Source organism: Micromonospora sp. NPDC049301, from assembly GCF_040678715.1.
GTDB lineage: Bacteria > Actinomycetota > Actinomycetes > Mycobacteriales > Micromonosporaceae > Micromonospora.
On sequence record NZ_JBFAQO010000002.1, the window covers coordinates 1 to 19459 of the forward strand.

General features: G+C 73.5%; 13 protein-coding genes. 9 read left to right on the forward strand and 4 right to left on the reverse strand.

Annotated elements, in window-relative coordinates; translation table 11 throughout:
- The first annotated feature begins 936 nt into the window (after positions 1-936).
- From AB0K07_RS06215 to AB0K07_RS06230, 4 genes are all read left to right on the forward strand, one after another.
- Positions 937-1758, forward strand: coding sequence for an ATP-binding cassette domain-containing protein (locus AB0K07_RS06215; protein ID WP_363751445.1), 822 nt, complete (start codon positions 937-939; stop codon positions 1756-1758).
- A complete protein-coding gene (locus AB0K07_RS06220) occupies positions 1755-3989 on the forward strand; it encodes a YhgE/Pip domain-containing protein (protein WP_363751447.1) in 2235 nt (744 codons plus the stop codon). Before AB0K07_RS06215 ends, AB0K07_RS06220 begins: the two co-directional genes overlap by 4 nt.
- Before the next feature lie 10 nt (positions 3990-3999).
- On the forward strand, positions 4000-4593 hold the full coding sequence (locus AB0K07_RS06225) for a TetR/AcrR family transcriptional regulator (protein ID WP_363751449.1): 594 nt from the start codon (positions 4000-4002) through the stop codon (positions 4591-4593).
- Positions 4594-4687: 94 nt separating this feature from the next.
- Positions 4688-8212 carry an ABC transporter ATP-binding protein gene (locus tag AB0K07_RS06230; RefSeq protein WP_363751451.1) on the forward strand — a complete coding sequence of 1175 codons (3525 nt, stop codon included), beginning with the start codon at positions 4688-4690 and terminating at the stop codon, positions 8210-8212.
- Between the two features lie 45 nt (positions 8213-8257).
- Here AB0K07_RS06230 and AB0K07_RS06235 read toward each other — a convergent pair whose 3' ends face one another.
- From AB0K07_RS06235 to AB0K07_RS06250, 4 genes are all read right to left on the reverse strand, one after another.
- The gene (locus tag AB0K07_RS06235; RefSeq protein ID WP_363751453.1) at positions 8258-9325 is read right to left on the reverse strand and encodes an NADH:flavin oxidoreductase/NADH oxidase; all 1068 of its coding nucleotides are present in this window, start codon (positions 9323-9325) and stop codon (positions 8258-8260) included.
- A 69-nt stretch (positions 9326-9394) separates the two neighbouring features.
- Positions 9395-10699 (reverse strand): dicarboxylate/amino acid:cation symporter, encoded by a 1305-nt coding sequence (locus tag AB0K07_RS06240; protein WP_363752724.1) that lies wholly within the window; start codon positions 10697-10699, stop codon positions 9395-9397.
- Positions 10700-10936: 237 nt separating this feature from the next.
- Positions 10937-11593 (reverse strand): DUF998 domain-containing protein, encoded by a 657-nt coding sequence (locus AB0K07_RS06245; protein ID WP_363751455.1) that lies wholly within the window; start codon positions 11591-11593, stop codon positions 10937-10939.
- Positions 11586-12551 (reverse strand): glutathione S-transferase C-terminal domain-containing protein, encoded by a 966-nt coding sequence (locus AB0K07_RS06250; protein WP_363751456.1) that lies wholly within the window; start codon positions 12549-12551, stop codon positions 11586-11588. Before AB0K07_RS06250 ends, AB0K07_RS06245 begins: the two co-directional genes overlap by 8 nt.
- Positions 12552-12658: 107 nt before the next feature.
- On the opposite strand from AB0K07_RS06250, the gene pcaF reads away from it, so the two are divergent.
- The 5 genes from pcaF to AB0K07_RS06275 all read left to right on the forward strand — a co-directional run bounded on the left by pcaF (position 12659) and on the right by AB0K07_RS06275 (position 19406).
- A complete protein-coding gene (pcaF, locus tag AB0K07_RS06255) occupies positions 12659-13864 on the forward strand; it encodes a 3-oxoadipyl-CoA thiolase (RefSeq protein WP_363751458.1) in 1206 nt (401 codons plus the stop codon).
- A gap of 152 nt (positions 13865-14016) precedes the next feature.
- Entirely contained in the window at positions 14017-14829 is an 813-nt protein-coding gene (locus AB0K07_RS06260) for an SAM-dependent methyltransferase (RefSeq protein WP_363751460.1), read from the forward strand.
- Positions 14830-14833: 4 nt separating this feature from the next.
- Entirely contained in the window at positions 14834-17002 is a 2169-nt protein-coding gene (locus AB0K07_RS06265) for an EAL domain-containing protein (protein WP_363751462.1), read from the forward strand.
- Positions 16999-17499, forward strand: coding sequence for a DUF456 domain-containing protein (locus AB0K07_RS06270; protein WP_363751465.1), 501 nt, complete (start codon positions 16999-17001; stop codon positions 17497-17499). The genes AB0K07_RS06265 and AB0K07_RS06270 overlap by 4 nt, the downstream gene beginning before the upstream one ends.
- 314 nt (positions 17500-17813) lie before the next feature.
- Positions 17814-19406 (forward strand): amino acid permease, encoded by a 1593-nt coding sequence (locus AB0K07_RS06275; protein ID WP_363751467.1) that lies wholly within the window; start codon positions 17814-17816, stop codon positions 19404-19406.
- Positions 19407-19459 lie beyond the last annotated feature (53 nt).

Consider the following 19459-nt stretch of genomic DNA (forward strand, 5'->3'; position numbering starts at 1 on the left):
AACGCCAGACCAGCAACAGACAGCACACTCTTACGAATGATCGTGTTCATCGGGGGCTCCTTCAGGGGGTAGACACCCACCGGGCCGTTCGGGGGAACGGCACACGGGGTGCAAGCACCTCGTCCGGCGCTCTCATACACGGGGAAAGTCTTGAAGGTTGGCGGCCTACGGGCGGGGGCCTCGTGGCGCCGGGTCCATCTGTAACGACCTCCGGGCCGGGGTCATTCCGGGTTCGGCCCGTCCATCGGCACTCTCGTGGAGGGTGCTGGTGCGGTCGCTCGGGGGGTCTGTAACGACCGCGGCCTGGCCGGCATTCCATCCGGGGCGGGCCCGGGGGTGGTGGGCCGTGGTCCTGCGATCGTCAGGGTATGTAACGACCCCCGGCCCGCCCCGATTCCACCCCCGCAGTGCAGCCGGTCACACGCCAAAGACCCCAATACCGGACATTGGCCCACACCACCCGTTGTCCCGGCGTCGGAAACGGCCGCCACGGGGTTGATCGACTCCGTATCGCCGACATCGGGGCATCCCGTCACCGGGCCACCGCGACATCGCCGACACCGAGTCGGATCACCCTGACAAGCCGTCCGGGGCGAGGTAGACGGTGAGCGCCATACCTCACAGGCATATCTATGACTCACAGGTATATCGCCGACGACAACGACAGCCCGGCCACCGCCTTGGCCGCAGCCGTCGCACGGACCGGCGCAACCAGCGAGAGGCCGCGCGCACGTCGCCCGCACCGGACGAACCCGGCCTGGACCTCCGCCCGCCACGGGAGGTGAACCCGACAGCGTGGGCCCCGGCGCAGGTGGAGGCGGGGCGTCACCGCATGACCGGGATCACGGCTTCCCGAGATCGCCAATCGACCCATGATGGCTATGCTGAGCATGTTTTTAGACTGACTGGTCAGTACAGAGATTTCAGGGTGGAGTGATGGTGGTCCTCGAAGCGCGCGGGCTCGGCCTACGTACCCGTCGGGGGTGGGTGTTCCGGGACGTCGACCTCACGGTGGGGGCCGGCGAACTGCACGCGATCATCGGCACGCCCGGCAGTGGGCGTACGTCGCTCCTGCTCGCCCTGGCGGACCGCTTCCCTCTCACCGAGGGGCAACTGCTGCGGCACGGCCCGGTAGCGCTCGGTCAGGTGGCCGGCGTGCACGAGCCTGACCCGGAGCTGACGGTCGCCGAGCATGTCGCCGAACGGCTGCTCCTGCTCGGCCGGCGGGCTCACGAGGCCCCGGAAGCAACGGCCACTACGTCGACCGCGTCCGCTGCGCCGGGCCGTCGACGTGGCGGCCGGCGGATGTTGTCGCTGCGACACCGGCGGGCGGAGCGGCGGGAGACGGTGGCCGCCATGATCGAGGCTGTCGGGCTGGGCACGGCGGTGCCGCTCGACCCGGCCAGCCGTGGGCGCGACCTGACTCCGGTGCAGCGCCAGGTGCTCGGCCTGGTGCTGGCCACTCTCAGTGGACCGAAGCTGATCGTCGCGGACGACATCGACGCGGGCACGGACGGGCCGGAACGCGCCCTGCTCTGGGCCGTTCTTCGCCGACTGGCCGAGCAGGGCTACGCGGTGGTGGTCACCGCCCGCGAGGTGGAGCCGCACGCGGCCTCGATCGTGCACCGACTCGGCGAGCCCTCGACTGCCGCGACCGACGCCGCGAGCGACACCGCGACCGACACCGCGACCGGGATGGACGCCGCCGTGCCCGCCGCCGCGAAGACCATTGCCACCCGCCATGAGGTGAACCGATGAACGCCGTCCGACTCGCCTGGTACGAGCTGCGCCGAATGACCCGGGGGCGGCTGCCCCGGGCCGCGCTCGCCGTGTTGACCGTCATCCCGTTGCTCTACGGGGCGCTGTACCTGTACGCCTTCTGGGATCCGTACGGGAACCTCGACCGGATCCCCGTCGCGCTGGTCAACGCCGACCGGCCCGCGAAGGCCGGTGACGGGTCGGTGGTGCACGCCGGGCAGGACCTGACCGACGAGCTGATCGACCGTCGCGTGTTCGGGTGGCAGGTCACCGACGCCGAGGATGCCGCCGCAGGGCTGCGCAGCGGCAGGTACCACCTGGTGTTCAGCATCCCAGCGGACTTCTCCGCCACGCTCGCGGCGAGCCCCGAGCCGGCGCAGCCGGCTCATCGTGGCGAGCTGAAGGTGGTCAACGACGACGCCACCAACTACCTGTCGGGGTTGCTCGCCCGTTCGGCGTTCAGCGAGATCCGGGCCGCCGCCGCGGAGAGCACCGCTTCGGGGTACTTCGCCAGGATGCTGGTCGGGTTCACCGACGCCAAGGCCGAGACCGGCCGGGCCGCGGACGGCGCGGGTCAGCTCGCCGACGGCCTGGGCAGCTCGGTCTCCGGCGCGGGCCGGATCGAGGACGGGTTGGACAGCTCGGTCTCCGGCGCCGGGCAGGTTGCCGACGGGTTGGACCGCTCCGCCGCCGGGGCCGGTCGGGTCTCCGCCGGGCTGGACCAGAGCGCGCGGGGCGCCGACGAGTTGGCCACCGGGCTCGACCAGCTGCGGACCGGCGCGGCGCAGCTCGCCGACGGCACGGCTCGTGCGGCCACCGCGACCCGCGCGGTGGCCGGCCGGGTGGACGGTGCGGCCGCGAAGGTCGAACCGGTGCTGCGGGAGAACGCCGAGCGGATCGAGGAGTCGGCGACGGCGATCGCCGACGGCGCGCAGGCGCTGGCCGACGGCCTGGACGCGCTGCCGCAGCGGGCGCGGGCGGCACTGACCCAGGCGGAGAAGGGGCGCGACCGGCTCGACGCCCTGGTGGCCGCACATCCGGAGCTGGCCGACGACCCGGACGTCCGTGCCGCGCGGACGGCCGCGGCGGCCACCGTCGAGGCCGCTCGGACCGTCGTGGACGGTCTCGACCAGGCCGACCTGACCGCGCTGCGGGACCGGATGAGCGGGGTGGCCGCCACGGCACGCCAGATCGCCGAGGCGGCACCGCACCTCGCCGACGACGTGGCCGCCGCGCGGAAGAAGGTCGACGAGTTGGCCGCCGGGCTGGGCACCCTCGCCGACGGCAGCGCTGAGCTACGCGACGGGCTCGGTGACGCGGCGACCGGTGCGGAGCAGCTGCGCGGTGGGCTGTTCCGGCTGGCCACCGGCGCCCGGGAGCTGGACGGTGGGCTCAACCAGCTCAGCACCGGCAGCGACCGGCTCGCCGACGGCCTGGTTCGGCTGGAGAGCGGCGCCGGCGAGCTGGCCTCCGGGCTCGGCCGGCTGGGCGGTGGCGCCGGCGACCTCGCCGACGGCCTGGCCGCCGGCGCCAAGAAGATCCCGGGGTACGACGACGCGGACACCCGCGCCGACGTCCTCGGCGACCCCGTCTCGCTGGACCGCTCGGCCCGCCACGCGGCCGGCTCGTACGGGGTGGGCTTCGCACCGTACTTCCTCGGTCTGGCGCTCTGGGTCGGCGCGATGATCACGTACATGCTGCTGCGGCCGGTCAACCGGCGGCACGTGATGTCCGGCGCGCCCGCCTGGCGGGTCGCGCTCGCCGGCTGGCTGCCCGCCGCGGCGGTCGGGTTGGCCCAGGCCGGGGTGCTGTTCGCGGTCGTGACGCTGGTGCTCGGGCTGGACCCGGTGCGCCCCGCGGCGACACTGGGTCTGCTGGCGCTGGTGTCGCTCGCCTTCACCGCGATCATGCAGTGGCTCGGCGCCCAGCTCGGCCCGGCCGGGCGGCTCGCCGCGCTGGCGCTGCTGATGCTCCAGCTCACCTCCTCCGGGGGCACCTATCCGGTGCAGACCTCGCCCGGCTTCTTCCAGGCGATCCACCCATGGTTGCCGATGAGCTACGTGGTGGCCGGGCTGCGGCACACCATCAACGGGGGCCCGACCGGTCCGGTGCTGGCGGGGGTGCTCGTGCTGCTCGGTTTCGGGGCGGCGGCGTTGGCCCTCACCACCGTGGCGGCCCGCCGTTCGCGCCGGCTCACCCCGGCGAAGCTGCACCCCGAGCTGACCATGTGAGGATGGGCGCGTGACGGACGGACGGTCGAGGCGGCGGGAGGACACGCGCCAGCGGCTCTTCGTCGCGGCGGTGGAGCTCATCGCCGAGCAGGGCTTCTCGGCCACGACGGTGGACGACATCGCGGCCCGGGCCGGGGTCGCGAAGGGCACCGTCTACTACAACTTCGAGTCGAAGACGGTGCTCTTCGAGGAGCTGCTGCGACACGGCATCGGCCTGCTCACCGCCGAGTTCCGGGCGGCGGTCGCCGGGCTGCCGCCGCGCGCCGCGCTGGCCGCCCTGGTCCGCGCCGAGCTGGAGTACATCCGCCGTTATCGGGCCTTCGCCCAGCTGCTGCTGTCGGAGATGTGGCGGACGAACCGGGAGTGGCAGCAGACCCTACGGCTGCTGCGCGGCGAGGCGATCGAGGTGATCGCCGAGACGGTGCGGGCCGGCGTGGACAGTGGCGATCTGCCGGCCGAGCTGGACGTGCCCACCGCCTCCTCGGCGCTGTTCGGCGTGGGTCTGGTGGTGGCCGTGGACTGGCTGGTCTTCCAACCCGACCGGCCGATCGAGGACGTGCAGGAGGCGCTGCTCGGCATCGTCCGCCGGGTCGCCCAGACCTGACCGGAAGCCCTGCTCAGGCCGGGTAAATCGGTTGAGGGCACGGGGTCGCACCAGGCACGCTGGGTCTTCCGCCACCCCCATCCGGAGGACCTCAATGCGCCTGCTCCGTGATCTGTGGGGCACCTCGCCACGTCGACTGACGATCGTGGCCGTCCTGATCGCTCTCGGCGCCGCCGGCCAGGCGGGCGCGTCGGCGCTCGCCGGCGCGGTGCTGGTGCACCGCTCGGCCGGCTTCTTCGCCGTACTGGCCGCGGCGCTGGTCGCCGTGGTGCTCAGCGACCTGGCGGTGAGCCTGCTGATGGCCGGCCTGACCGCCGACTGGTCCGCCGACGTGCGCCGGCGGCTCTGCCGGGTCGCGCTCGGGCAGGACCTGCCCACCCTGGAGACCACCCCGGTGGGTGAGCTGCTCGACCGCATCGACGGCGACGTCTACCAGGTGGCGTCGGCGGTCCGCAACCAGGGCACCCGGCTGGCCCAGGGGCTCTGCGTCGGCCTGCTGTCGATGGTCGTCGCGCTGGCCGTGTGGTGGCCGGCCGGCGTCGCGATGCTGCTGCTCACGACCGTGCTCGCCGTCGGGCTGCGCCGGCCCACGGCGCGCATCGGTCCCGCCCGGATGGCCGAGGAGGAAGCCTGGTCGGACCTGGCCGCGGTCATGGAGGAGGCGGTGCACGGCCAGGACGACGTACGCACCAGCCTGGCCCGGCCGTACGTGCTGCGGCTGTACGCCCGGCGGGCCGCCGCCGTGCTGTCCCGGGGCCGCCTGGTCTGGGTGCTGTCCGCCCGGGTGGCCACGGCCGCCACCGCGACGATCCGGGCCGGCATCGGCGTCGTGGTGCTCGGCGGGGCCTGGGCGCTGGCCACCGACCGGATCGACGCCGCCCGCCTCACCGCCATCTGGCTGCTCGCCCTCGCCTTCGGGGCCACCGCGGAACACGTCAGCCGGATGGTGCCGGAGCTTCAGGAGGCGCTCGGCGCGTGGGCCCGGGTGCAGCTGCTCCAGAAGGCCCGGCAGGAGCCCGTCGGCGGGGCCAGCCCGACCGACGGTGACCTGCGCATCCGCGACCTGACGTTCGGGTACCAGGTGAGCGGGCCGGAGAGCGGTCGGGGGGCCGCGCTGCGCGGCGTCAGCCTCACCTTCGCGCGCGGCCGCTCGTACGCGCTGATCGGGCGGACCGGCTCCGGCAAGTCGACGATGGCGAAGGTGCTCACCAGGGCCGTCGACGTGCCGCCGGGAACGGTCTTCCTCGGCGGCACCGACCTGTGCGACCTCGACGTCGAGCAGCTGCGCCGCTGGGTGGCGCTGGTGCCGCAGCGCACCGAGATCCTGGCCGGCACGCTCGCCGAGAACGTCGCGCTCTTCGACCCGGAGCTGCTCGATGCGGCGGCCCGGGCGCTCGACGAGCTGGGCCTGGCCGGCTGGATCGCCGAGCTGCCGGACGGGTTGGCGACCCGGCTGGGCGAGGGCGGGCACGTGCTCTCCGCCGGTCAGGAGCAGCTGGTGGCGTTCGCCCGGATCCTGGTCCGTGACCCGCACGTGGTGATCCTCGACGAGGCCACCGCACGGCTGGACCCGGTCACCGAGGCGCGGGTGCAGCGGGCCACCGAACGGCTGCTGCGCGACCGGATCGGCATCGTCATCGCGCACCGGCTGTCCTCCGTGCGCCGCTGCGACGAGGTGGTGGTGCTGGCCGACGGCGCGGTGGTCGAGGCCGGTCCACTGGAAACGTCGACGCGCTTCGCGGAACTGCTCGCGACCAGTCACGCCGCCGCGTACGCCGCGGCGGTGCCGGCCGGCCGCACCGGTGCCGGCACCGACCTGCTGGTCGGCCCCGACCCGGTCGACGCCTGGCCGAGCGCGCCGGCGACCGCGCCGGTCGAGCCGGGTGGGCCGGTCGAGTCGGTCGGACCGACCCGGGCCGACCCGCCGCCGCTGCCGCCCGTCCCGCGGGCCCGGACGCTGCGGGAGATCGTGCGGCTCTGCACCAACGATCCCCGGTACGGGGCGACCGCGATCGGGCTGTTCCTCGGGCTCTCCCTGCTCGGGCTGGACGGCCCGGTGCTGCCCTGGCTCTGGGCCGACCTGGTCGACGGGACCGGCAACCCGTACCTGCCGGCGCTGGGCATCGTGGCCGGGCTGCTGGTCACCCTGCCGCTGCCGTTCTACACCCACGTCTGGTTCCCGCAGTGGTGGGTGCGGCAGATGCTGCGGATCGGCCTGCGCCTGGTGCACGGCCAGACCGGGCCGCGCCGGGTCAGCTCGCACACCCCGGCCGAGGTGGTGGCGCAGGGCGGTGACACCGAGCGGGTGGTCCAGCTCGCCGACAACGTGCTCGACCAGGCCGTCGCGCTGGTCCTCGTGGTCGCCATGACGGCGGTCACCGGCAGCGTCGTACCGGCGCTGTTCTTCCTCGGCACGATGGTCGTCTCCGGGTTGGCCGCGACGCTGTTCGGGCCGAAGCTGGAACGCGCGGCGCGGGCGACGGTGGCGGCGCGGGCCTCCTTCGCCACCGCCCTGGTCTCCGCGCTCTCCGCGGCGCGGACGGTGAAGCTCGCCGGTGCGACCGCCGCGGTGCTGCGCCATCTGGCCGACCTGGACGTGCTGCGCAGCGACCGGCAGCGGCGGGAGATCTCGGTGCAGGTGTGGTCGCGTTCCACGCCGTCGGTGGCCAGCGGCCTGCTGCCGATCGGCGCGTGGGCGCTCTACCTGGCCGGTGAGCTCTCCGCCGGGGCGGTGCTGGTGGCCGTCTCCACCCTGGGCGCGGCCCGCTGGTTCGCCTGGACCACCGCGTCGCTGATCTCCCAGCTGCCCTCCGCGCGGGTCTGGACCCGGCGCACGGTGGCGATGACCGGGGTGGGCGCGTACTCCGCCGGGGTGCCCGCCGTCGACCTGGCCGCCGGGACGGCGCCCGCGCCGACGCCGCCGCCCCGGCACCCGCTACGCCGGCTGGAGCTGCGCGGCTTCGGGGTGGTGCACTCCGACGGCACGGTCGCCGTCCGGGACGTGGACCTGATCGTGCAGCGCGGGCAGCTGGTCCTGGTCGTCGGGCCGGTCGGGTCGGGCAAGTCCTCGCTGCTGCGGGCGTTGGCCGGCATCGTGCACCACACCGGCGAGCTGTCCTGGAACGGTGACCCGGTCACCGAGCCGGAGCTGTTCCTGCGCCCCAACCAGGTCGGCTACGTCGGCCAGTTGCCCCGGGTGCTCTCCGGCACGGTGGCCGACAACATCGCGCTCGGCCACCAGGTGGACGCGGCCGGGGCGGTCAGCACCGCCCAGCTCGACCATGATCTGGCCGCCGCCGGTGGCGGGCTGGGCCTGCTCATCGGGCACAAGGGCACCCGGCTCTCCGGCGGGCAGTTGCAGCGGTTGGCGTTGGCCCGGGCGCTGGCCCCGCGTACCGAACTGCTGGTCGCCGACGACGTGTCGTCGGCGCTGGACGTCACCACCGAGCTGGCGCTGTGGCAGGCGCTGCGCGCGCACGGGGTGACCGTGGTCGGCTCGACCGCGAAGCGCGCCGCGTTGGTCCGCGCCGACCACGTGGTGGTGCTGCTCGGCGGCACGGTGGCGGCCCAGGGTCCCTGGCGGGACCTGGAGGGCGACTGGTCGCACCTGGCCGGCTGACGGTCGGACGGCTGCCCGGCACGGCAGCCGTCCGACCGGCCGGGGTCAGGCGGCGCGGGCGTACTGGGCGGGCCCGGCGTACGCGACGCCGAGCTTGGCGGCGGCCCGGCGCGGCCAGTACGGGTCGCGCAGCAGCTCCCGTCCGAGCAGCACCAGGTCGGCGTCGCCGCTGGCGACGATCTGCTCGGCGTGCTCCGGCTCGACGATCAGGCCCACCGCGCCGGTCGGCACGCCGGCGTCGCGGCGGATCCGGGCGGCCAGCGGCACCTGGTAGCCGGGGCCGAGCGGGATGTGCTGGTCCACGCTGACGCCACCGGAGGAGGCGTCGACCAGGTCCACGCCGACGCTGGCCAGCTCACCGGCGAGCACCACGCTGTCCTCGATCGTCCAGCCGCCCTCGACCCAGTCGGTGGCGGAGATCCGGGTGAGCACCGGGACGTTCTCGCCGACCGCGGCGCGTACCGCGCGGGCGACCTCCAGGGTGAGCCGCATCCGGGCGGCGCGGTCGCCGCCGTAGGAGTCGGTGCGCTGGTTGGTCAACGGCGAGAGGAACTCGTTCAGCAGGTAGCCGTGCGCGGCGTGGATCTCCACGGCGGCGAAACCGGCGTCCAGCGCCCGTTCGGCGGCGGCGGCGAACGCCTCGACCACACCGGCGATGCCCGCCGCGTCGAGGGTGGTCGGCGTCCGGTAGCCGGCGGTGAACGGCTCCGGCCCGGGGCCGACGGGCGTCCAGCCACCCTCGGCGTCCGGCACGCCGCCGCGGCTCGGGGCCCACGGTCGGTACGTGGAGGCCTTGAACCCGGCGTGCGCGAGCTGGACGGCGGGCACCGCGCCGTGGGCGGCGACGATCGAGGTCACCGGTCGCCACGCGTCCACGTGCGCGCCGGACCACAGCCCGGTGTCCTGCGGGCTGATCCGGCCCTCCGGCAGCACGGCGGTCGCCTCGGTCAGCACCAGCCCGACCCCGCCGACCGCCCGGGTGCCGAGGTGGATCAGGTGCCAGTCGGTGGGCAGACCGTCCGGGCCGGAGGAGTACTGGCACATCGGTGCCATGGCGATCCGGTTGGGCAGGGTTACCGCGCGCAGGGCCAGTGGCGTGAACAGGGAGCTCATGGCGTCATCCTTTCGGAAACGGCGACGGGCCCCCGGGGAGGGGGCCCGTCGGCGTCGATGGGGAACCGGTCAGGCGGGGACGGGGCTCAGCTCGTCCTTCCGGTCGGGGCGGGTGTCGGCGACCGGCTCCGGTTCGGTCAGGTCCCGCCGGCCGGCCGATTCGTACGCGGCCCGGTCGAGGGTGCCCTCGCGGGCGGCGACCACGGTCGGCACCAGCGCCTGCCCGGCCACGTTGGTGGCGGTCCGGATCATGTCCAGGATCGGGTCGATGGCCAGCAGCAGGCCGGCGCCGGCCAGCGGCAGGCCCAGCGTGCTCAGGGTGAGGGTGAGCATCACGATCGCCCCGGTCAGGCCGGCGGTGGCCGCCGAGCCGACCACCGAGACGAAGGCGATCAGCAGGTAGTCGGTGATGCCGAGGTCCACGCCGAACACCTGCGCCACGAAGATCGCGGCCAGTGCCGGGTAGATCGCGGCGCAGCCGTCCATCTTCGTGGTGGCGCCGAACGGCACCGCGAACGAGGCGTACTCGCGGGGCACGCCGAGCCGCTCGACGGAGCGCTGGGTCACCGGCATGGTGCCCACCGAGGAGCGGGACACGAAGGCCAGCTCGATCGCCGGCCAGGCGCCGGCGAAGAAGCGCAGCGGGTTGAGCCGGCCGGCGAGGATCAGCACCAGCGGGTAGACCACGAACAGCACGATGGCGCAGCCGACGTAGACGGCGGTGGTGAACTTCGCGAGGGGGGCCAGCAGGTCCCAGCCGTACGAGGCGACGGCGTTGCCGATCAGGCCGAGGGTGCCGATCGGGGCGAGCCGGATGACCCACCAGAGCGCCTTCTGGACGATCTCCAGCAGGGACCGGTTCAGCGCCACGAACGGCTCGGCGGCGTCGCCGACCAGCAGCGCCGCGGCACCGACGACGAGGGCGAGGAAGACGATCTGCAGCACGTTGCCCTCGACGAACGCCCCGACCGGGTTGGTGGGCACGATGCCGGTGAGGAAGTCCGTCCACGAGCCGGTGTTCTTCGGCGGTGTCGCGCCGCCCAGGTCGAGGGTCACGCCCTTGCCCGGGTTGGTGACCAGGCCGAGGCCGATGCCGATGGCGACCGAGATCAGTGCGGTGATGCCGAACCACAGCAGGGTCTTCAGCGCGAGCCGGGCGGCGTTGGCGACGCCGCGCAGGCTCACCACGCTGACCACGATGGCGGTGAAGACCAGGGGCGGCACGGCCAGCTTGAGCAGTTGGACGAAGAGGCCGCCGACGGTGTGCAGGGTGCTGGTCAGCCAGCTCAGGTCGTTGGAGCGGGCCAGGAAGCCGAGCGCCACGCCGAGCACGAGGCCGAGCAGGATCTGCACGGAGAAGGGAATTTTGCGCAGGCCGAAGGGCATGAGGGTCTATCCAATGGTCTGGTCTGAACGGGGTAGGCGTAAGGAGCGCAGCTACGCCGGACAGATGCCGCTGGCCTGCAGTCGGAGATCGACATACAGGCGAACGGTGAGGTCCCAGAGATTGGTCATCGCCAGCCGACGATAGGCCGATGATTGGCCATCGGAAAGGCCCGAGGTGGGTGACGCTCCTTACACGCGCGCTGACGAGCCGTCCGGAAGGGGCTCTCACCGGCGGGTCAGGGCGAGTGCGGTGGCGGTGGTGAGCCCCCACAGGATCGCGATCGCGAGGATCAGCCGCTCCAGCACGGCCACCGTGGCGCCCCGGCCGACGATGAGCATGGCCAGCCCCACGGTGGCGCACAGGGGGAGGCTCAGCGCGGCGGCCGCGCCGGCCAGCCGGCGTACCGCCCGCCCGGCCGGGCCGGACACGGCGAGCGCGACCATCGCGAACACCACCGACGCGGTCGCCGCGATGCTCGCGCCGCCGTGCACGAGGTCCGCCAGGGTGGCGCGCTCGAACGGCGGCAGCGGGCAGCCGGTGGAGCAGGTCACCGTCCCGGACACGGCGGTGCACACGGCACCGGCGGCGAGCAGCGCCGGCGCCGCCCACACCCCGGCGGGAAGCGCCGCGGCGAGCAGCAGCAGCGAGCCGGCCAGGGCGAGGATCCCGATCCGGTACGTGGCGGCGTGACCGCTGCCGTCGATGCCCGTCTCGCTGACGTACCGGGTGAAATCCGGGCCGGGACCGGCGACCACCGCGACGGTCACCGCGACCGCTCCGGCCAGCCCACAGCCGGCGGCGGCCCACCCGGCGACCCGGCGCGCGACGTCCGCCCGGACGGCGGGTGCGGTCGTGGTGCCGGGCCGCCCCCGCTCAGCCACGCCCGTGCGGCGTCGTCCAGCCGGACTCGTCGGGCCCGAGCGGCACGATGCCGCTCGGGTTGATCTCCCGATGGGTGCCGTAGTAGTGCCGCTTGATGTGGTCGAAGTCCACCGTCTCGCCGAAGCCGGGGGTCTGGAACAGGTCCCGGGCGTACGCCCAGAGCACCGGCATCTCGGTCAGCTTCTGCCGGTTGCACTTGAAGTGCCCGTGGTACGCGGCGTCGAAGCGGACCAGCGTGGTGAACAGCCGCACGTCGGCCTCGGTGATCGCGTCGCCCATCAGGTAGCGCTGCCCGGCCAGCCGATCGGAGAGCACGTCGAGGCGGGCGAAGAGCGCCCGGAACGCCTCGTCGTACGCCTCCTGGGAGGTGGCGAAGCCGCAGCGGTAGACGCCGTTGTTGACGTCGGTGTGGATCTCGGCCATCAGCGCGTCCATCTCGGGGCGCAGCTCGACCGGGTAGAGATCCGGCGCGTCGGGGGCGTGCAGGCGTCGCCACTCGGTGGAGAAGTCGAGGGTGAGCCGCGGGTAGTCGTTGGTGACCACCCGGCCGGTCAGCGTGTCGACCAGCGCCGGCACGGTCACCCGGCCGGTGTAGTCCGGGTCGGTGGCCAGGTACGCCTCGGAGAGGAAGCTGACGCCGAGGACCGGGTCGAAGCCGTCCGGGTCGAGGGCGAACGCCCAGCCCCGCTCGTCCCGGATCGGGTCGACGGTGCCCAGCGAGATCGCGTCGTCCAGCCCGAGCAGGCCGCGCACGATCCGGGCCCGGTGTGCCCAGGGGCAGGCGCGGCACCAGATCAGCCGGTAGCGGCCGGCCTCCAGCGGCCAGCGGTCCTGCTCGTCCGGGCCACCGCCGGGCGGCGAGGTCGAGTCCGGGGTGACCCGGCCGGTGAACCGGTTGGGCTGGCGGACGAACGCGCCGCCGCCGCTGGTCTCTGCGCTGAACTGGGCCCGAGCCATGCCGTCAACCTATCCGCTGCGGGCGCGGATATCCTGGCGGCCGGTAGCCCGCGCCACCCCTGCGGGTGCCTCCACCCCCCCGCCGTCTCCACCCCGAAGGACTCGCGATGACCGTGGCATACCTGGTGGCCGGTGTCCGCACCCCGATCGGCCGGTACGCCGGCGCCCTCGCCGGCGTCCGCCCCGACGACCTGGCCGCGCACGTGATCCGCGAGCTGGTCGCCCGGCACCCGTCGGTGGACTGGGCCCGGGTGGACGACGTGGTGCTCGGCTGCGCCAACCAGGCCGGCGAGGACAACCGCAACGTCGCCCGGATGGCGGCGCTGCTGGCCGGCCTGCCCGAGGAGGTGCCGGGCAGCACGGTGAACCGGCTCTGCGGCTCCGGGCTGGACGCCCTCGCCACCGCCGCCCGCTCCATCGTGGCCGGGGAGGCGGAGCTGGTGGTCGCCGGCGGGGTCGAGAGCATGAGCCGGGCGCCGTTCGTCATGCCGAAGGCGACCTCGCCGTACTCCCGCTCCGCCGAGGTGTACGACACCACGCTGGGCTGGCGCCTGGTCAACCCGCTGATGCGGGACGGCTGGGGGGTCGACTCGATGCCGGAGACGGCGGAGAACGTGGCCGCCGAGTACGGCGTCAGCCGGGCCGAGCAGGACGCCTTCGCGTACCGCTCGCAGCAGCGCGCGGCCAAGGCGCAGGCCGACGGCCGGTTCGCCGAGGAGATCGTGCCGGTCCGGGTGCCGGCCGGCCGCCGGGAGACCCGGCTGGTCGAGGTCGACGAGCACCCCCGGGAGACCTCGCTGGAGAAGCTGGCGGCGCTGCCCACCCCGTTCCGCGACGGCGGCACGGTGACCGCCGGCAACTCCTCGGGCGTCAACGACGGTGCGGTCGCCCTGCTGGTTGCGAGCGAGGCAGCGGTGGCCCGGTACGGCCTGACCCCGCTGGCCCGCATCGGCGGCGCGGCGGCGGCCGGAGTCCCGCCCCGGATCATGGGGATCGGCCCGGTGCCGGCCACCCGCAAGCTGCTCGACCGTGCCGGCGTCCAGCTGGGCGCGGTGGACGTGGTGGAGCTGAACGAGGCGTTCGCCGCGCAGTCCGTGGCGGTGCTGCGCGAGCTGGGGCTGCCCGTGGACGCCGAGCACGTCAACCCGAACGGCGGCGCCATCGCGCTGGGGCACCCGCTGGGCGCCAGCGGCGCCCGGCTGGCGCTGACCGCCGCTCTGGAGCTGCGTCGCCGCGGTGGCCGGCGGGCCCTCGCCACCATGTGCATCGGCGTCGGTCAGGGCATCTCGCTGCTGCTGGAGTCGGCCGGCTGAGCGCGGAAAGAGCGTGAACGGATCTCCCGGACGCGGGAGTCGGCGGCCTAGAGTGGTCCACACCACACGACCCGCGGGTCGACCGGTGGTCGCGCGTGCCCGCCGACGCCGGTGCCGTCCCGCGCCGCGGCGATGAACTGGGGAGCACGCTGATGCCGGACGGACTGCCGACCGAGATCGATCTGACCAGGCCGAGCGCGGCCCGGGTGTACGACTACTTCCTGGGCGGGGCGCACAACTTCGAGATCGACCGTCGGCTGGCCGAGCAGATCGCCAGCATGACCCCGAATCTCGCGGCCACCATGCGCTCCGGCCGGGAGTTCCTGCGCCGGGCCGTTCGGGCGCTGCTCGACGCCGGCGTCGACCAGTTTCTCGACATCGGCTCCGGAATTCCCACCGTGGGCAACGTGCACGAGGTGGCGCAGGGGGCGAACCCCAAGGCCCGGGTGGTCTACGTCGACATCGACCCGGTGGCCGTCGCGCACAGCCGGGAACTGCTCGCCGGCAACGACCTGACCGGAGTGATCCACGCCGATCTGCGCGATCCGGAACGGATCCTCGCCGAGACCCGCCAGCTCGGGCTGATCGACTTCAGCCGACCGATGGGCATCCTGCTGGCCGGGGTCGTGCACTTCGTCCCCGACACCGACCGGCCCGAGGACATCCTGGCCACCCTGCGCGCGGCGGCCGCGCCCGGCAGCTTCCTGGTCATCTCCCACTCCACCTTCGAGGACCAGCCGCAGGAGATGCTGGACGCCCAGCGGCTCTCCGCGCGGACGGACACCGAGATCACGCTGCGGTCCCGCGCACAGGTCACCGGCTTCTTCGGCGACTGGACCGTCCTCGAACCGGGCGTGGTGCACATGCCGCTCTGGCGTCCCGACTCGCCGTCCGACGTGGACGAGCACCCGGAGCGGTTCGGCGCCTTCGGGGGTGTCGCCCGGTACGACCAGCCCGCGGGCTGATCCCGTGGCCGCCGTCCCGGATCCCACCGGGGTCGACGTCGGCGGTGCCGATGCCCAGGGCTTCGCCGCCGACTGGGCCCGCGCGGTACGCCGCCTCGGTTTCGTGCCGCTCAGCGCGGCCGAGACCGAGCGGCTGCTGCTGGTGCACACCGTCCGGCTGGCTCAGGCGGTACGCGCCGAGCCGTTCTCGGCCCGCCCCGCCGAGGAGGTCGGGCGGGCACTGGTGGAGGCGCACCTCACCGAGCCCCGGGCGCTGGAGTGGTCGCTGCGCGCCCTCGGTGCGGACTTTCCCCGCCGGGTGCTGGCCGTCGACACGTGGCCGAAGGATCTGACCGAGCGGATCGCCGCGGTGCAGGCCGGCCTGGCCGCCGGGTTCGCCCGTGCCCTGCGCGACCGCACCTTCAGCCAGCAGGAGCGGATCGCCCGGTCGGCCTGGCAGGCCCGGGACGAGGTCGAGCAGGCGCTTCGCGACAGCGAGGCGCGGTTCCGGGCGGTCTTCACCGGCGCCGCGATCGGAATCGGCATCGCCGGGGTGGACGGCCGGATCATCGACGTCAACCAGGCGTTCGCCGACATGCTCGGCTACTCGATCGCCGAGCTGTGCGAGAGCAACGTGTCGGCGCTCTTCCATGCCGACGACGCCGCCGGTATGTGGGAGCTGTACCAGGAGCTGATCGAGGGCAAGCAGGACTCCGCCCGGGTGGAGAAGCGCTACCACCGCAAGGACGGCAGCGTGGTCTGGACGGATCTGGCCGTCTCGCTGATCCGGCACGACGACGGCCGGCCCCGGTTCACCGTCGCGATGATCGAGGACATCACCGAGCGGTACGAACTCCAGCAGCGGCTCCGCTTCCAGGCGCTGCACGACCCGCTGACCGGGCTGCCCAACCGGACGCTGTTCTTCGAGACGCTGGGCCGGGTCCTCGACGGCGCCGGGCCCGGGCGGCGGGTCGCAGTGTGCTTCCTCGACCTGGACGGCTTCAAGGCGATCAACGACAGCCTCGGCCACGACCTCGGTGACCGGCTGTTGGTGATGATCGGCCGGCGGTTGGCCGAGTGCGTCGCCGACCACGGGCACCTGGTCGCCCGGATGGGTGGGGACGAGTTCGTCATCCTGGTCGACGGCGGGGACGACCTCGACGACGCGGTGGCCGTGGCCGAGGCCGCGTTGGCCGCCGTCGCCGCCCCGGTGCACGTCGGCGACCACCAACTGGCCGTCTCGGCCAGCGTGGGCATCGTGGAGGGCCCGGCCGCCGCGACCACCGTCTCGGAGTTGATGAAGGCCGCGGACACCACGCTCTACTGGGCCAAGGCGGCGGGCCGGGGCCGGTGGGCGGTCTACGACCCGGAGCGCAGCGCCCGGGACATCGCCCGGTCGGCGCTGGTCGCCGGGCTGCCGGCGGCGCTGGACCGGGGCGAGTTCGTGCTGCACTACCAGCCGATCGTGTCGCTGCTGGAGGGCACCATGCTCGCCGTGGAGGCGCTGGTCCGCTGGGAGCACCCGGAGCTGGGCCTGATCGGGCCGGACCGGTTCATCGCCCTGGCCGAGGAGACCGGCCTGATCGTCCGGCTCGGCGAGTGGGTGCTGCGACGGGCCTGCCGCGACGCCGAGCGGTGGCGGCGGGAGTTCCCCGACGCCCAGTTGGTGGTCAGCGTCAACCTGGCCGCCCGCCAGGCCGACGACCCGGCGATCGTGGAGACGGTCGCCGACGCGCTGGCCACCAGCGGGCTGCCGGCGCAGCTGCTCCAACTGGAGCTGACCGAGAGCGCCGTGATGGGCAGCGCGGGCGAACCGCTGCGCAACCTGCACCGGCTCGCCGCGCTGGGCGTCCGTCTGGCGGTGGACGACTTCGGCACCGGATACTCCAATCTGGCGTACCTGCGGCGGTTGCCGATCCACTGCCTGAAGCTGGCCGGCCCGTTCGTCGAGGGCATCCGCGCCGACGGTACGGACGTCGTGGCCGACCACCGCGACGAGCGGATCGTCGACGCCCTGGTCCGGCTGGCGCACGCGCTGGAGTTGTGGGTCACCGCCGAGGCGGTGGAGACCCAGGTGCAGGCGGAACGGCTGCGGGCGCTGCGCTGCGACACCGGGCAGGGGCGCTACTTCGGTGGCCCGGCTCCGGCGGACCGGATCACCGACCGGCTGCGTGGTGGAGAGGCGATGCGATGAGCGTGAGCGACACCGAGGCGGCGGTCACCGTGCTCGCCGGGCTGGCCATCCTGGCCGGGTTGGCCGGCGTGGTGGTCCCCGGCCTGCCGGCGCTGCCGCTGTGCTGGGGCGCTGTGCTGGTCTGGGCGCTGTTCGGTGGCGCCGGCGCCGGCCGGTGGGCGGTGCTCGCCGCCGCGACGCTCGTCGCCGCGGGTGGCACGGTCGTCAAGTACGCCTGGCCCGGGCGGAACCTGAAACGCACCGGCGTGCCGACGTCGTCGCTGCTGGCCGGCGGGCTGCTCGGGCTGGTCGGCTTCTTCGTGATCCCGGTGGTCGGGGCGGTGCTCGGTTTCGTCCTCGGGGTGTGGGCGGCCGAGCGGCTGCGGCTCGGCGACTCCCGGCTCGCCTGGCCGTCCACGAAGCAGGCGGTCAAGGCGGCCGGCCTGTCGATGCTCGTCGAGTTCGCCGCCGGTGTGGTCATCGCCGCGCTCTGGCTGGCCGGTCTGCTGCTGACGTGATCCCCTGCCCGGTCATCCGGGGGCGGGTCGGGCGCGGCGGCGGGGGACACCCGTCGGGTACGGCGGAGCAGGCCGTACGTGAGAGAGAGGTGGGTGCCCCCGCGCCGCCGCGGTGCCGGGCGGTCCGAGCGCCCGGTGGTGAGCCCGTCGTGTACGGGCTGGTCACGACGTCAAGGATGCGGGCGGGCCGGCCACACGGCAACGCAATTAGCCAAGACGACCGCGAGATTCCCACCGTCATCGTATTGACCGCCTTGATCAGCGGGACGACACTTTGCGCACTCGTACGCGGAATCACCTCAGGGAGGTGTGCAGTGGCCACGACGCCCGTGCCGACCGCCGAGCATCCGATGGACGACGACGCCCGACGGCTCGCTGAACTCGGCTACAAGCAGGAGCTGCGCCGCAAGTGGAGCGGCTTCTCCAACTTCGCCATCTCGTTCTCGATCATCTCGATCCTGGCCGGCTGTTTCACCACCTTCGGTCAGGCGTGGAACAACGGCGGGCCGGTCGCCATCTCCTGGGGCTGGCCGCTGATCTCACTGTTCATCCTGATCATCGGCTTCTGCATGGCGGAGCTGGTGTCGGCGTACCCGACCGCCGGCGGGATCTACTGGTGGGCGGCGACGATGGGCCGCCCGGTGCACGGCTGGTTCACCGGCTGGCTGAACCTGATCGGCCTCGTCGCGGTCACCGCCTCGGTCGACTACGGCTGTGCGACCTTCCTCAACCTCACCCTGTCGGCGCTCTTCGACGGCTGGGCCGGGACGCTGCGGCAGGCGTTCATCCTCTTCGTGATCATCCTGGCGCTGCACGGCCTGATCAACATCTTTGGGCACCGGATCATCGACGTACTCCAGAACGTCTCGGTCTGGTGGCACGTGGCCGGAGCGGCCGCCGTGGTGGCCATCCTGGTGCTCGTCCCGGACAACCACCAGAGCTTCCAGTTCGTGTTCACCGAGCGGTTCAACAACTCCGGCTTCGGCGACGGGGACACCGGCGGCCTGACCTTCTGGTTCTACGTGCTGCCGCTGGGCTTCCTGCTCACCCAGTACACGATCACCGGCTTCGACGCCTGCGCGCACGTCTCCGAGGAGACCCGGGGCGCCTCGCAGGCCGCCGCCCGCGGGCTCTGGCAGTCCATCTTCTACTCGGCGGTCGGCGGCTGGATCCTGCTGCTGGCGTTCCTCTTCGCGGCCACCGACGTCGAGGCCGTCAACGCCGCCGGCGGCTTCTCCGGGGCCATCTTTGAGTCCGCCCTCACCCCGGTCTTCTTCAAGATCGTCATCATCATCTCCACCATCGGGCAGTTCTTCTGCGGGATGAGCTGCGTGACGTCGATGAGCCGGATGGCGTACGCGTTCAGCCGCGACCGCGCCGTGCCCGGCTGGCGGCTCTGGTCGAAGGTCGACCGCAACGGCACCCCGGTCAACGCGATCATCGGCGCCACGCTGGCCGGCCTGGTGCTCACGCTTCCGGCGCTCTACGAGAGCTCCGCCGGCATTCCGATCGCCTTCTACGCCGTGGTCTCCGTCGCGGTGCTCGGGCTCTACCTGTCCTTCCTCATCCCGATCGCGCTGCGACTGCGGATGGGCGACCGCTTCGTACCGGGTCCGTGGACGCTCGGGCGGAAGTACAAGCTGCTCGGCTGGATCGCGGTGATCGAGATCGCGGTCATCGCGGTCTACTTCGTGCTGCCGATCGTGCCCGCCGGGGTGCCCGGCAACGACGGGTTCACCTGGTCGGCGGTGAACTACGCGCCGCTGGCCGTGGGCGGGGTGCTGCTGGTGGTCGCCGTCTGGTGGTACGCCTCGGCCCGGAAGTGGTTCGCCGGCCCGATCCGTACCGTCGAGGAGCCTACGCCTGGGCCTGCGGCCGACCCGGCGCCGGTCGACGGCCCGGCCTGACCCGCGCCCGGCGGGACGGGCGCCGCTGCCGTCCCGCCGGGTTTGCCGCCCGC